The sequence below is a fragment of the Streptomyces sp. NPDC111606 genome (genome assembly GCF_055656945.1).
In genome coordinates this window covers 270,047-283,948 of the sequence record NZ_JBVKBY010000009.1, presented here as the reverse complement: position 1 = coordinate 283,948, position 13,902 = coordinate 270,047, and the positions used below count along the sequence as shown (strand labels likewise).

Sequence of the window (13,902 nt, the reverse complement as noted above, 5' to 3'; positions counted from 1 at the left end):
GACAGGAAGTCAGGCGAGGACCAGACAGTGTTCAGGCCGCCAGCCGAACTCCACCGTCTCGCCGCCGCTCCAGCGGTCCTCCATGCGGGCACGTGCCGTGTTCTGCTCCAGCACCGACAGCGTGACGCCCGGGGCGAGTTCGATGAGGTAGGTCGTGGTCGGGCCGCTGTAGACGGTCTCGCGGATCACGCCGCTCAGCATCGACATGCCCGGTTCGAAGTCCGACAGCCAGATCTTCTCGGGGCGCACGGACACGCTCACGGCAGTTCCGTCCGCGATCTCGGAACGGGGGCCGACGGGCAGTGCCGGCCCCTTCTCCAGGGCCACCTCACCGCCCCGGTAGGTGCCGGTCATCAGGTTGGAGGTGCCCATGAAGGAGGCGACGAAGCCGGTGGCGGGGTGCTCGTAGATGTCCTCGGGAGTGCCGCACTGCTCGATGCGGCCCGCGTTCATCACGGCGATCCGGTCGGACATGGTCAGCGCCTCGTCCTGGTCGTGGGTGACGAAGACGAAGGTGATGCCCACCTCGCGCTGGATCTGCTTCAGCTCCACCTGCATCTGCCTGCGCAGCTTCAGGTCGAGCGCGGCCAGCGGTTCGTCGAGGAGGAGTACGGCCGGCCGGTTGACCAGCGCGCGGGCCAGCGCGACGCGCTGGCGCTGCCCGCCGGAGAGCGTACGGGGTCTCCGGTCCGCGAACCCGGCGAGCTGGACCAGGTCCAGCATCTCCCCGACGCGCTGCCGGATCTCGGCCTTGGCGACGCCTCTGCGCTTGAGGCCGAAGGCGACGTTGTCGGCGATGCTCAGGTGGTCGAACAGGGCGTAGCTCTGGAAGACCGTGTTGACGTTGCGCTTGTTCGGCGGCAGCGCCGTCACGTCCTCACCCGCGAGCAGCACCGATCCCTCGGTGGGGTCGCTGAACCCGCCGATCATGCGCAGCGTGGTGGTCTTGCCGCAGCCGGACGGGCCCAGCAGGGAGAAGAAGTGGCCGGCCTCGATGTCGAGGTCCAGGTGGTGCACGGCGTAGGAGTCGGCGAACTGCTTGGAGACGCCGTCGAGCCGGACAGCGGGGGTCGCGTCCATGGAGTCACTCTCCGGAGAGGATGTCGAGGCCGCCGCGGCGGCCGAAGAGGCGCGGGATGAACAGGGCCAGGGCGATCAGGGCGATGGATCCCGCGAGCATCAGCGTGCCGACCGCGTTGATGGTGGGCTGCACCCCGAAGCGGATCGCCGAGTAGATCCGCACCGACAGCGGCTGCGGGTCGACGCCGGTGGTGAAGTAGGCGAGCACGAAGTCGTCGAAGACCAGCGCGAAGATCAGTACGGCCGCGGCGAGCACGGCCGGCAGCAGGGCCGGCAGCGTCACCAGCCGGATCGCCTGCCAGCGGGTGGCGCCGAGGTCCATCGCGGCCTCCTCCACCTCCGGGTTCAGTGCGGCGACCCGGGATCGGAGGATGACCGTGACGTAGGAGATGGAGAAGGTGATCTCGGCCAGCATCACGGTGCCGGTGGACAGCGGGATGCCCAGCCCCTTGAACAGCAGCATCGACGCCACGCCGGTGACGATCTCCGGCGTGATCAGAGGCACCAGCATGATCAGGCCGGCCAGCGAGCCGAGCCGGGTGCGAGACCTGACCAGACCGAGGGCCAGCGCCCCCCCGAGCAGCACCGAACCCGCCATCGCCACCAGGGAGATACGCAGACTGGTGCCCAGGGAGGCGATGAGGACGTCGTCGTGGACGAAGGCGCGGTACCAGCGCAGGCTGAACCCGTCGAACACGGTCAGTGACTTCTGGGAGTTGAAGGAGAACAGCGCCACCACCGCGATGGGCAGATAGAGCAGCGCGAAGAACAGCCCGGTGACGGCGATGAGACCGCGGGGCCTGCGGTTGGCGCGGCCGCGCCGGGTGCGGGTCCGGGCCTTCGGAGAGGCCGAGGGGGCGGTGGCGGTCGGCAGCTTGAGCATGGTCATCCGCGGGCCTCCGCCTCGTCCTTGCGGGTGCGCCGCAGATAGCCGAGCATCCCGATCAGCAGGACCAGCATCAGCAGCATGGTGAGCGCGGAGCCCAGCGGCCAGTTCTGGCCCTGGAAGAACTTGTCCTGGATGAGGTTGCCGATCATGATCTGGTCCGGGCCTCCCATGAGCTGTGCGCTGACGAAGTCGCCCATGGCGGGCAGGAAGACCAGGACGAGCCCGGCCGCCGCGCCCTGCCGGGTGGCGGGCAGGGTGACGAAGAAGAAGGTGCGGACCGGGCCGCCGTACAGGTCGCGGCCGGCCTCGATGAGGGAGACGTCCAGCCGTTCCAGGGCTGCGTACAGCGGGATGATCATGAAGACGACGAAGCCGTAGACCAGTCCCGCGACCACGCCGAAGCCGCTGTTGAGGATCTTCGTTCCGCCGTCGGCGATCCCGACCGCGCGCAGCGTGCGCAGCACGGGTCCGTCGTCGGAGAGGACCACCGACCAGCCGTACATCCGCACCAGGTAGTTGGCGAAGAACGGTACGACGATCGCGGCGATCAGCGCGTGCTTGTACCGCCCGCCGTACAGGGCGATCGTGTACGCCACCGGATAGGCGATCAGCAGCGAGATCAGGCAGGTCAGCAGGGCGTAGCCGAGGGAGCGGGCCAGGACCTCGGTGTAGGCGGGGTCCGCGAGCGCACGTATACCGGCGAGGCTGAAGCCGAAGCGGGGGTTGCCCAGTTCGTCGGTGGTGCCGACCGCCAGGACGCCGACGAGGACCAGCGAGGCGATCAGGAAGCCGGTCATCCACAGGGTGCCGGGCAGCATGAGCCAGGTCCAGATACGGGTGCCGTTCGCGTTGGGGCCGCGGCGGGCGCGTGAGGAGGGGCGGGGCAGTGCCATGGATCAGCCCGCCTTCACATGGGTCCAGGCGGCGTCGCGGGCGGCCTCGGCCGCGGTGCCGCCGTTGCGGAAGAACACGTCGGCCTTCAGGTCGTCCTGGGTGACCAGGCACTCGGGGAAGGGCCCGACCAGGTCGGCGTAGGTTTTCTCGGTGCCCGCGACCGGCATCGGGTAGCCGATGTACTCGATGTTCTTCTTCACGTTCTCCGGCCGCAGCATGTAGTCGATGAACAGCATCGCGGTGCCGGGGTGGGGAGCGTTCCAGGGAATGGCGTAGCAGTCGGAGTTGATCGGAGTGCCCTCCTTGGGGGCCTGGAACCCGAACACCGAGGGGTCCTTGGCCTGGTTGAGCATGGCGGCCATGTCGCCGCTCCACGCCTGCTGGATCAGCGCGTTGCCGTTGAGGAGGTTGTTGTAGCTGTCGCTGGAGAAGCCGCGCAGCCGTGGCCGCAGGGTGCCCAGCAGGGAGGTGATGCGGTCGAGGTCGCCGGTGTCGCCGGTGCTGACGTCGAGACCGAGGGCGAGGGCGCCCATGCCGAGGACCTCGTCGCGGTCGTCCAGCAGGAAGACTTTGCCCTTGGCCCGGTCGTTCCAGAGGTCCCGCCAGGAGCCGGTGAGCTCTCCGATCTTGTCGCGCCGCCAGCCGATGCCGGTCTTGTACGCGGTGAAGGGGACGGTGTGTGCGGAACCGGGGTCGTACCACGGGTCAGCGAAGTAGTCGTACGTTCCGAATATGGCCTGGGAGTGGGCGAGCCCGGAGTGGTCGATACGGCGCAGCCGGCCTCCGCGGACCAGACGCTGGGCCCATTTGGCCGTGGGGAAGATGATGTCGTAGCGGTTGCCGGCGTTGAGCTTGGCGACCATGCCTTCCATCGAGTCGAAGTTCGACTGGATGACCTTGACGCCGTACTCCTTCTCAAAGCCCTTGAACACGGACGGGTCGACGAAGTCGGCCCAGTTGAAGTAGACGAGATCGCCGTCGACGCGCGCTTTCACGGGCGCCAGCTGTTGGGCATCGGGCGTTTTCGCGGGCATGAACCCGCAGCCGCCGGCCGCGGCGCCCAGCAGGCCGAAGGCGCCTGCCCGCAGCACGGCGCGTCGGGACGGCGGTATTGCCTCGGGGGACATGAACGTCCTCTCCGTCGAGGAACGGCACAACTCCAGGGCGGGACCGGCTGGTCGGCTCACTTCAGGCCCTGATTCCGCAGTGAAGACCGGTCTGGGGAGGTGCGTACGCGCGTCAGACTGCGCGCGGTAAGCCTGCACGGAGGCTCACGGCGGCCTCGTGCGGATGCGGCGAACGCGCCGCGCCGAAGGGCGTCACGCGGCGCCCCCCTCCAGGTCCTCCCGGACGCGGCGGGCGAACCAGCCGACAGCGGCCTCGCGCTGTGACAGCGGACCCGGCTCGAAGCCGGGGGTGCGCATACCTGCCTGCACGCGCTCCACCAGCTCGGCGTCCTCGTCGTTGGTGACCCAGCCGATGTGGATGTTGATCCGCCGGGCCAGCCGGGTACGGAAGCTCTCCCCGTGCCGGGTGTAGAAGCCGCCGGGAATCGCCGCCCGGTCCTGGGCGGTGGGCAGGGCGGTCCACGCGAGCACGTGGTCAGGGTAGAAGTCGATGAGCGTGTTGGGATATATCACGGCGTACCGCCACACCCTCCGGTCGGCCTCGGTCAGCCCCGGCATCGGGGTCGCCAGCCGCTGGTAGAGCCGCTCGGTCCAGTTCGAGGACGGCTTGTCGCGCAGCGGTGACTCGAAGAGTACGTAGTTCTCCTGCACGTCCACCGTGTACGCCTGGTAGTCGAGCAGTCGCATGAGGGAGGGGTGGGCCACGGGGACGTGGTAGCCCTCCAGGTAGTTGTCGACGATCACCTTCCAGTTGGCGTTCTGCTCCTCGCCGTCCGCCACGTCGTGGATCCGGTGCTTGCCGACCGGGACCAGGCCGGGCCCGGCGTAGTGGCCGACGGCCTCGGCCAGCCCCGCGCAGCTCTCGGCGAGCGGGGTTGCCTCCATGTCCAGGTTGACGAAGACGAAGCCGAGGAAGGACTCGACGTTGACCGGGTGCAGTCCGAGCCTGGGCTTGTCCAGGCAGGGGATCCGGCGGGCCTCGGGGGCCCCGACCAGCCGTCCGTCCAGCTTGTAGGTCCAGCCATGGTACGGGCAGCGGATCGCCTTGCCCGACGGCTCGGGTTCGGTGACCAGGCGGGTGCCGCGGTGCCGGCAGACATTGAGGTGGGCGGCGAGGCCGCCGTCCTCGGTGCGCACGACCAGCACCTCACGGCCGGCGGCGGTGGCGGTGAGCCGGGCGCCGGGGCCCGGGAGGTCGGACTCGTGGCAGACCAGCTGCCAGGACTTGGCGAAGATATGGTCGGTCTCTGCCTCGGCGATGGCCGGATCCGTGTAGTAGCGGGCGGGTAGTGCTTCCCCGGGGTGTTCAAGGGGCGACCGGGCCGGCTGGGGCGACTCCGGCGGGGGAGCGGAGACAGCGTCTGCCCGTGTGGTCGAGGGATGCATTGGGGTCCTCCTCCGCGCCGCTTCGGCGGCGATGGGCGGTGAGGGCGAGGGCCGGTACGGACGGCCGGTGGGGCGCCAGGTGTGCTCGAAGCGGGGCGCCGGACCAGCCGCGATCCGGCTGACTGATTGGTTAGTCAGAGTGGGACCATCGCGGGGGCAAGTCAAGACTTGTGGGCTGACTAATTAGTTAGTTAGTCTCCTGGCAGGCGGATGACCCGGGACCCGCAGACCGATACCCAGGCGCTCCGCAAGCCCGCGGACCACCGTCCGCGCCACAGCGGGCATCCGGATCCGGACACCCCGCACAGCTCCCGCCCCCTCGCGTCACGGCACCGGAGCATCCGCACTCACGTCATCCCGACTCACGTCATCGCCGCGCCACCCCCGTCTCCGGACCACCCGGGAACGGTGCGCACCCGGAGGCACGCATGAGCGCTCGCCGCAGTCTTGTATGGCTCGGCCTCACGCCGGAGCCCGAACAGGAACTGCCCACCGCCGTGGCCGCCCTGCGCGCCCCGACGGACGGCAGCCCGCCGCCGGCCCTGGTCACCGCCGAACGACACCGCGTCGAGCGACTCGTACTGCGCGGCACACACCGCGGCTGGCTGCGCTACCTCGGCGAAGTCACCGACCTGGTCGTCGAGGCCGCCACCGGCTCCGGCACCGCCGATCCACGGGCGGCGCTGGTGGCGGGCGAGGTCGTCCTCGATCACCACCGCATGCTGATCGGCCTGCCCGGGGCCGGTTACGCCCGCACCGCGACGCAGCGGCGGGATCTGGAACGGGCGCTGGGACTCCTGCGAGCCCGCCGCGCCCCCGCCCGCACCGGACACCACCAGCCCAGGAGCACCGTATGACCCGCGTGTACTCCCTCCTCCCCGAAGGACACCACGGCCTGCTCGCCCCGCTCGGGGGCAGCGAGGACATCCACGGCTACCTCGCCGTGGGCGGTTACGCGCCGCTCGTCGCGCCCGACCGCCTCCTCGACCGGATCGCCGCGACGGGCCTGCGCGGCCGTGGCGGGGCCGGGTTCCCCGCCGCCGTCAAGATCCGTGCCGTCCGTGACGCACCACCCGGCCCGCGCGTGGTCGTCGCCAACGGGGAGGAGGGCGAGCCCGGATCCGTCAAGGACCGCTGGCTGCTGCGGCACCGCCCGCATGCGGTCCTCGACGGTCTGCGGCTGGCCGCGGCCATGACCGGTGCCGAGCGCGGCTTCGTCTACCTCTCGGACGACCTCGCCGAGCAGGCCGTGCGAGAGGCGCTCGCCGAGTCCGCGCCCGAGATGCGCATCGACGTCGTACGGACGCGGCACACCTACGTCGCGGGGGAGGAGAGCGCGGTCGTACGAGCGCTCGACGGCGGCCCGGCGCTGCCCACGGCGAAGCCCCCGCGCCCGTTCGAGAGCGGTGTCGGCGGCGCGCCCACGCTGGTCGCCAACGTGGAGACGCTGGCCCGCGTCGCGGCGATGTACTCGCGCCCGGACGAGGCAAACTCCGTCGCCGGGACCCACCTGGTGACCCTCTCGGGCGCCGGCGCTGCCGGTGCCGCGCTGGCCGAGGTCCCCGCCGGGACGCATCTGAAGGTCCTCGCCGACCTGAGCGGACACGGTACGGCCGCCGCGGTCCTGCTGGGCGGCATGTTCGGCGGACTGTACGGCGAGGGCTGGACGGACCTGCCCCTCGACCACGACCGACTCAAGGAGGCCGGCGGAGCCCTCGGCTGCGGAGCGCTGCACTTCCTGCACCCCGAGGACTGCCCGGTCGGCGTGGCCGCCGAGGCCGCCGCCTATCTGGCCGCGCAGAGCGCCCGGCAGTGCGGGGTGTGCGTGTCCGGCACCGGGGCGCTGGCCACCACCCTCACGGCCGCGGCCCGCGGCGAGGCGGGCTACGACTCCGTCGACAAGCTGCGCCGCTGGTCGCAGCAGCTGCCCGGCCGCGGGGCCTGCGGGCTGCTGGACGCCGCCGCCCGCATCGTCGGCAGCCTCCTCGTCCACTTCCCCGACCGGATCGACGCCCACCGCCGCTCCGGCTGCCCTGCCTGCGAGGGCGCGGCAGCCGAGGACGGGCGCCGGTTCACGGTGCCGGTGCCCTGAGCCGCATCCAGGCCCCGTAAGCCCCCGACCCCGCCGCACCGAAAGGACCGCACCATGAAACTCCTGCTGGACTCCACCCGCTGCCAGGGCTACGGCCTCTGCCAGGAACCCGCACCCGAGCTGATCGACCTCGACGAGTGGGGCTATGCGCAGATGCGCGCGACCGACGTGCCGCAGGGTGACGAGGAAGCCGCCGAGGCCGCTGTCGCCGCCTGCCCCAACGCTGCGCTGCGGCTGGTGAAGTGACATGGGACGTGACCTGTCGGCCCTCTTCGACCCCGTATCCGTCGCCGTCGTGGGAGCCAGCGACGACCCTGCCAAGTACGGCCACGCCATAGCCGCCCAGGCCATCCGCGCCAACGGTCGTCGCCCCGTGCACATGGTCAACCGCCGCGGCGGCACGGTGCTCGGCCGCACCGTCGCCCCCAGCCTGAGCGCGATCGGCGAGCCCGTCGACCTGGCGGTGGTCTCCGTGCCCGCCGCCGGTTTCGAGGACGCCGTCGACGAGGCCCTGCGGTGCGGGGCCCGGGCGATCGTCGCGATCACCGCCGGTTTCGCCGAGACCGGCGACGCGGGGCGGGTACGGCAGCAGGCCGTCGCCGAACGCGTACGCGCCGCCGGTGCCGTGATGGTCGGGCCCAACTGCCTGGGGATCGCCGACAACACCACCGACCTCTTCCTGGCCTCCGACACCTTCACACCCGGCGGCGTCGCACTCCTGAGCCAGAGCGGCAACCTCGCCCTCGAACTCCAGCTCCGCTTCCGCCCGCACGGCCTCGGCTTCTCGCGGTTCGTCTCGCTCGGCAACCAGGCCGACGTCACCCTCGTCGACCTCCTCGCCGACTGTGCCCGGCACGAGGGCACCCGGGCCATCGCGGTCTACGCCGAGGACTTCGGCGACGGACGCGCCTTCGCCGAGGCTGCCGCCGACGCGGGCAAGCCCGTGGTGCTGCTCACCGCCGGACGCGGCGACGCCTCAGCGCGCAGCGCGCAGTCCCACACCGGCGCGCTGACCACTTCGGCCGACGTCGTGACCGCGGCCTGCCGGGACGCCGGTGTGGAACTCGTCGCCACGCCCCGCGAACTCACGGTGGCCGTGGCCGCGTTGAGCGGCCCGCGACGGGCGTCGGGACGCAGGGTCGCCGTGCTCACGGACGGCGGCGGACACGGCGTCGTCGCCGCCGACGCCGTCGAGGCGGCCGGCCTGAGCGTGCCCGAACTCCACGAGCCGACAAGGCAGGAACTGAGGGAGGCCCTCTGGGAGCAGTCGGCCGTGGCCAACCCCGTGGACCTCGCCGGGATGGGTGAGCAGGACCCCGGCTCCTACGCGGAGACGGTCGCCGCGCTGCTGGCGGCCGAGGAGGTCGACGCCGTGCTGATGACCGGCTACTTCGGCGGCTACGCGGCGGCCGAAGGCGGGCTCGGCGGAGGCGGCAAGGCACTTGCGGACGGGGAGGAGGAGGCCGCCCGCCTCATCGCCGCCCGACACCGCGCCACCGCGAAGCCGCTCGTCGTCCAGTCCATGTATCCCGAGTCCCCGAGCTGCCGCACCCTCGCCGCCGCGGGCATCCCGGTCTTCGCCGCAACCGAGGATGCGGCCCGCGCCCTCGCCGCGACGGCACCCGTGGAACAGCGCACCGGTGTCACCCCCCTTCCCCGGCCGGCACCCCCGCTGGGCGAGAGCGGCTACATGGAGACGCGCCGAGCCCTCGAAGAGGCCGGACTCGCTTTCCCCGCAGCCCGCGAGATCCACGACGAGACCGAACTGCGCGCCGCAGCCGAGGAGTTCAGCGGCCCGTACGTCCTCAAGGCCCTCCATCTGCTCCACAAGTCGGACGCGGGTGGAGTGGTGCTCGGCCTGGCCGGACCCGACGAACTGCTCGCCGCCTTCCGCGAGATGCACGCCCGGCTCGGCGCCTCCTCCTACTCCGTGGAGGCCATGGCCGACCTGACCGACGGCATCGAGCTGATCGTCGGCGTCAACCGCGACCCGCGCTTCGGCCCGGTCGCCATGGTCGGCCTGGGCGGAGTGCTGGCGGAGGCCCTGCACGACGTCGCCTTCACGCTCGCCCCCGTGTCCGCCGAACGGGCCGTGAGTCTGCTGCGCGGACTGCGCACCGCCGCCCTGCTCGACGGGGTGCGGGGCAAACCGCCCGTCGACGTCGAGGCGGCCGCGAAGGCCGTGGAGGCGATCACCGCGTTCGCCGCCGCCCACCCGGAGATCGCCGAGATCGAGGTCAACCCCCTTCTCGTACGCCCCGACGGTGCCCTCGCCCTCGACTCCCGCGCCGTACTCGCCTGACCCGCCCCACCCCGCACGCCGTCCCCCGACCTGACCGAAGAGGCCCCCATGGACATGCGCTACACCCCCGAGCAGGCCGACCTCAAGCGCCGCGCCGCCGAGTACGCCCGCCTGCTGATGCGTTACGAGGACCAGTCCGAGCAGGCCGGCGGCCCCCTGCCGCAGCAGCTCGTCACCGAACTGACCCGGGCCGCCATGGACGCCGGTGTCTACGCCATCAACATGCCCGCCGAATGGGGCGGCGCCGGACTCAGCCTGCTCGACCAGGTCATCGTCGAGGAGGAGTTCGGCAAGGTCACCAACTGCCTCTGGGACATTCCCTGGCGGCCCGCCAACGTGCTGGCCTACGGCGACGAGCGGCAGCGCGAGAAGTACCTGCTGCCCGTGATCCGGGCGGAGAAGTTCGACGCGTTCGCGGTGACCGAGCCGGGCGCGGGATCCGACCCGTCCTCCGGCACCTCCACGGCCGACCGCACCGACGGCGGATGGGTGCTCAACGGCGAGAAGTGGTTCGTCACCTGCGGCGACATCGCCGACTTCCTGCTGGTGCAGGCGGACGCCGGGCCCGAGCGGCAGCCGACGCTGTTCTTCGTGGACCGGGCCGCGCCCGGCGTCGAGATGACCCGGGTCCCGCACTTCATGCACTCCGCCGTCAACGGGCACCCCGAGTTCACCTTCACCGACGTCTTCGTGGCTGACGAGGACGTGCTCGGCGGCGTCGGCAACGGCTACGAGCTCACGAAGGAATGGTTCACCGACGAGCGTCTGATGATCGCGGCCCGTACGGTCGGCGCCGCCGAGCGAGCCCTCCAACTCGCCCGTGACTGGGCCGTGGAGCGCGAGCAGTTCGGGGCGCCGATCTCCTCGTACCAGCTGATCCAGGGGATGCTCGCGGACTGCGCCGTGGACATCGCCGTCAACCGCGCCTACGCCCACCAGGTCGCCTGGGAGGCCGACCAGCCGGGCACCGACCGCAAGACGCTGCACGCCAAGGCCTCCACCGCCAAGCTCGCCGCCAGCGAGGCCGCCGGCCGGGTCGCCGACCGCTGTCTGCAGATCTTCGGCGGCCGTGGCTACGACCGCACCTACCCCGTCGAGCGCATGTACCGCGAGCTGCGCGTCGACCGGATCTGGGAGGGCACCTCCGAGATCCAGCGGCTGATCATCGCCAACGAGCTGATCAAGCGCGGCACGCGCGCCCTTGCTCTGCCCACGCCCTGAAACCGCCCACCCGTCACATCACCGCACAGCGAGGACTTCCATGGACTTCCGTCTCACCCCGCGCCAGGTTCAGCTCAAGGCCGACGCACGCGCCCTCACCGACTTCATCGCCGGCTACGAGATCCAGTGCGAGGAGGACAACGGCCTGCCCGCCGACGCCCACATCAAGGTCCGTGACGCCGTGCTGGACGCCGGTCTCCAGGCCGTCAACATGCCGGCCGAGTGGGGCGGCGCCGGACTCACCATCGCCGAACAGGTCACCGTGCAGGAGGAGTTGGGGCGGCTCACCGGCGCCCTGTGGGACATGGTGTGGCGGCCCGCGAACGCGCTGCGGTTCTGCACCCCCGAGCAGCGCGAGCGCTTCCTCGTCCCCGTGATCAACGGCGAGCGGCGCGACTGCTACGCCGTCACCGAGCCCGGCGCCGGCTCCGACCCGCAGAACCTGGCCACCACGGCGACGAAGAACGACCAGGGCTGGGTGCTCAACGGCGAGAAGTGGTTCGTGACCGTCGGCGACCACGCCGACTTCATGATCGTGCTCGCGGCGGCCGGCCCGGAGCGCGCACCGACCCTCTTCCTGGTCGACAAGGACACCCCCGGCATCGAGATGACGCGCGTCCCGCGCTGGATGCACACCTTCGTCTACGAGCACCCCGAGTTCACCTTCACCGACGTCCAGGTCGGCGAGGACGCCGTGCTCGGCGGCATCGGCGAGGGATACGACATCACGCGCTCGTGGTTCACCGAGGAGCGCCTGATGATCGCCGCCCGCACCATCGGCGCGGCCGAGCGGGCGCTGGAGCTGTCCCGGGACTGGGCCGTGGAGCGGGAGCAGTTCGGGGCGCCGATCTCCTCGTACCAGCTGATCCAGGGCATGCTCGCCGACTGCGCCGTGGACATCGCCGTCAACCGCGCCTACACCCACCAGGTCGCCTGGGAGATCGACCAGGCCTCGGCCGAGGACCGCAAGACCCTGCACGCCAAGGCGGCCATCGCCAAGCTCTCGGCGAGCGAGGCCTCGGGACGGGTGATCGACCGGTGCCTCCAGATCCACGGCGGGCGTGGCTACGACCGCTCGTACGCCGTCGAACGGCTCTACCGCGAGCTGCGCGTGGACCGCATCTGGGAGGGCACCTCCGAGATCCAGCGGCTGATCATCGCCAACGAACTCATCAAGCGCGGCTTGGGAGTTCTGGACCTGCCCAGCGCCTGACCCGCACCGTCGCAGACCAGAGAGAGGGATACGGATGACCGACATCAAGCGCGTGGGAGTCGTCGGCTGCGGGCTGATGGGCGCCGGCATCGCCGAGGTCTGTGCACGGGCCGACGTGCCGGTCACGGTCGTCGAGCGCGACGCGGAGGCGGCCCGGGCCGGCCGCCTCCGCATCACCCGCTCGCTCGACCGTGCCACCGCACACGGCAGGCTGAGCGACGAACGACGGGAGACCGCCGAGTCCCTGGTCACCGTCGTCCATGAAATCGAGGCATTGCACGACCGCGACCTGGTCATCGAAGCGGTCGCCGAGGACGAGGCCCTCAAGGTCGACGTCTTCACCCGCCTCGACTCGGTGATCACCGGCGACGACACGATCCTGGCGACCAACACCTCCTCCATCCCGGTCATCAGACTCGCCGCCGCGACGACCCGCCCCGACCGGGTCGTCGGCGTGCACTTCTTCAACCCCGTACCGGTCCTGCGACTCGTCGAACTCGTGCCGTCGCTGCTCACCTCGCCCAGCACGGCGGCACGGGCCGAGGATTTCGTGACGGGCACCCTCGACAAGGAGGTGGTCAGGACCCGGGACAAGGCCGGATTCGTCGTCAACGCGCTGCTCGTGCCCTATCTCCTGGCCGCCGTCCGCATGGTGGAGTCGGGCAGCGCGACCGTCGAGGACGTCGACCGCGGCATGGTCCTCGGCTGCGCGCACCCCCTCGGCCCGCTCGCCCTGACCGACCTGATCGGCCTGGACACCACACGCGCCATCGCGGAGTCGCTGTACGCCGAGTTCCGCGAGCCCCAGTACTCCCCACCCCCACTGCTGTCCAGGATGGTGGAGGCCGGACTGCTGGGGCGGAAGTCCGGGCGGGGCTTCCACGCGTACGACGCACAGGGCCGTCCCGAGGCCGCGGCACCGTCGGGGCGGCCGTGAGGGAAGATGGTCATGGCCTACGTCCACGGAACGAGGGGAGCCCGACGGTGTCCACGAAGGTGCGCACGGCAGACACACGCGAGCGCATCCTGACCGCGGCGTGCGAGGTCATCGCCGACATCGGGTTCGAGAAGATCCGGATGCGCATGGTCGCCGAGCGGGCCGGTGTGTCGACGGCGCTGCTGCACTACCACTTCGACACGCGCGAGAAGCTGTTCACCGAGGCGATGACCCACTCCTTCGCCAACACGGCCGTCGACGTCGAACGTGACGCGGAGACGGCCCCGGCGGCGGTCATCCTTTCCCGTATCGTGCGCAACCTGCTGCCCACCGACCCCCAGCTGACCCAGGACTGGCGGCTCTGGCAGGAACTGTGGGTCCGGGCGCTGCGCGACGAGACCACGCGGGTCTTCGCCGTCGACCTGTACGCCCAGCTGCACGCCTGGGTGGGCGACGCGGTACGACGCGGGATCGCCTCCGGCGAGTTCACGCCGACCGACGTGGACGACCTCAGCACCCTCGTCCTGTCCCTCAGCGACGGCTACGGCATCCGCCTCATGCTGCGCGACCCGACCGTCACCCTCGACACGGCGCTCACCTCCATCTGGCGCCATGCCTCCACCGCGCTGGGCCTGCCGCCGACCGTGCCGACGGACTGACGCCCCCAACCCGAATGGCTCAGCGTCGCTGCGCCGGAGGAGGCGAGGGTGGGTGAGTGGTGTGAGCGTGGTGGAAGGGATGCGCGTGAACACTGCGACGAG

13 protein-coding genes are annotated in these 13,902 nt (G+C 71.1%); 8 read left to right on the top strand and 5 right to left on the bottom strand.

What is annotated here, in order from left to right; all coding sequences use genetic code 11:
* Window positions 1-9 precede the first annotated feature (9 nt).
* From ACZ7M7_RS30425 to ACZ7M7_RS30405, 5 genes are all read right to left on the bottom strand, one after another.
* Window positions 10-1,080 carry an ABC transporter ATP-binding protein gene (locus tag ACZ7M7_RS30425; protein WP_472122218.1) on the bottom strand — a complete coding sequence of 357 codons (1,071 nt, stop codon included), beginning with the start codon at window positions 1,078-1,080 and terminating at the stop codon, window positions 10-12.
* Window positions 1,081-1,084: 4 nt separating this feature from the next.
* Window positions 1,085-1,969: an ABC transporter permease gene (locus ACZ7M7_RS30420; protein ID WP_383626006.1), complete on the bottom strand. Its 885-nt coding sequence runs from the start codon at window positions 1,967-1,969 to the stop codon at window positions 1,085-1,087.
* Entirely contained in the window at window positions 1,966-2,862 is an 897-nt protein-coding gene (locus ACZ7M7_RS30415; RefSeq protein ID WP_383598048.1) for an ABC transporter permease, read from the bottom strand. The genes ACZ7M7_RS30420 and ACZ7M7_RS30415 overlap by 4 nt, the downstream gene beginning before the upstream one ends.
* Window positions 2,863-2,865: 3 nt before the next feature.
* Complete coding sequence (locus tag ACZ7M7_RS30410) at window positions 2,866-3,990, bottom strand: polyamine ABC transporter substrate-binding protein (RefSeq protein WP_383626003.1); 1,125 nt, start codon at window positions 3,988-3,990, stop codon at window positions 2,866-2,868.
* A gap of 192 nt (window positions 3,991-4,182) precedes the next feature.
* Window positions 4,183-5,376 carry an aromatic ring-hydroxylating oxygenase subunit alpha gene (locus tag ACZ7M7_RS30405; protein ID WP_383598044.1) on the bottom strand — a complete coding sequence of 398 codons (1,194 nt, stop codon included), beginning with the start codon at window positions 5,374-5,376 and terminating at the stop codon, window positions 4,183-4,185.
* 428 nt (window positions 5,377-5,804) lie between these two features.
* On the opposite strand from ACZ7M7_RS30405, the gene ACZ7M7_RS30400 reads away from it, so the two are divergent.
* The 8 genes from ACZ7M7_RS30400 to ACZ7M7_RS30365 are packed head-to-tail and all read left to right on the top strand — an operon-like array spanning window position 5,805 to window position 13,800.
* Window positions 5,805-6,233 carry a hypothetical protein gene (locus ACZ7M7_RS30400; RefSeq protein ID WP_383598041.1) on the top strand — a complete coding sequence of 143 codons (429 nt, stop codon included), beginning with the start codon at window positions 5,805-5,807 and terminating at the stop codon, window positions 6,231-6,233.
* Entirely contained in the window at window positions 6,230-7,468 is a 1,239-nt protein-coding gene (locus tag ACZ7M7_RS30395; protein WP_472122213.1) for an NADH-ubiquinone oxidoreductase-F iron-sulfur binding region domain-containing protein, read from the top strand. Before ACZ7M7_RS30400 ends, ACZ7M7_RS30395 begins: the two co-directional genes overlap by 4 nt.
* A gap of 54 nt (window positions 7,469-7,522) precedes the next feature.
* Window positions 7,523-7,714 (top strand): ferredoxin, encoded by a 192-nt coding sequence (locus ACZ7M7_RS30390; RefSeq protein ID WP_362379586.1) that lies wholly within the window; start codon window positions 7,523-7,525, stop codon window positions 7,712-7,714.
* A gap of 1 nt (window position 7,715) precedes the next feature.
* Window positions 7,716-9,770 (top strand): acetate--CoA ligase family protein, encoded by a 2,055-nt coding sequence (locus tag ACZ7M7_RS30385; protein WP_472122209.1) that lies wholly within the window; start codon window positions 7,716-7,718, stop codon window positions 9,768-9,770.
* A gap of 48 nt (window positions 9,771-9,818) precedes the next feature.
* Window positions 9,819-10,991 carry an acyl-CoA dehydrogenase family protein gene (locus tag ACZ7M7_RS30380; protein ID WP_472122207.1) on the top strand — a complete coding sequence of 391 codons (1,173 nt, stop codon included), beginning with the start codon at window positions 9,819-9,821 and terminating at the stop codon, window positions 10,989-10,991.
* A 40-nt stretch (window positions 10,992-11,031) separates the two neighbouring features.
* Window positions 11,032-12,204 carry an acyl-CoA dehydrogenase family protein gene (locus tag ACZ7M7_RS30375; RefSeq protein WP_472122204.1) on the top strand — a complete coding sequence of 391 codons (1,173 nt, stop codon included), beginning with the start codon at window positions 11,032-11,034 and terminating at the stop codon, window positions 12,202-12,204.
* A gap of 34 nt (window positions 12,205-12,238) precedes the next feature.
* Window positions 12,239-13,141, top strand: coding sequence for a 3-hydroxybutyryl-CoA dehydrogenase (locus ACZ7M7_RS30370; protein ID WP_472122202.1), 903 nt, complete (start codon window positions 12,239-12,241; stop codon window positions 13,139-13,141).
* Window positions 13,142-13,188: 47 nt separating this feature from the next.
* The gene (locus ACZ7M7_RS30365; protein WP_472122199.1) at window positions 13,189-13,800 is read left to right on the top strand and encodes a TetR/AcrR family transcriptional regulator; all 612 of its coding nucleotides are present in this window, start codon (window positions 13,189-13,191) and stop codon (window positions 13,798-13,800) included.
* Window positions 13,801-13,902: the final 102 nt, after the last annotated feature.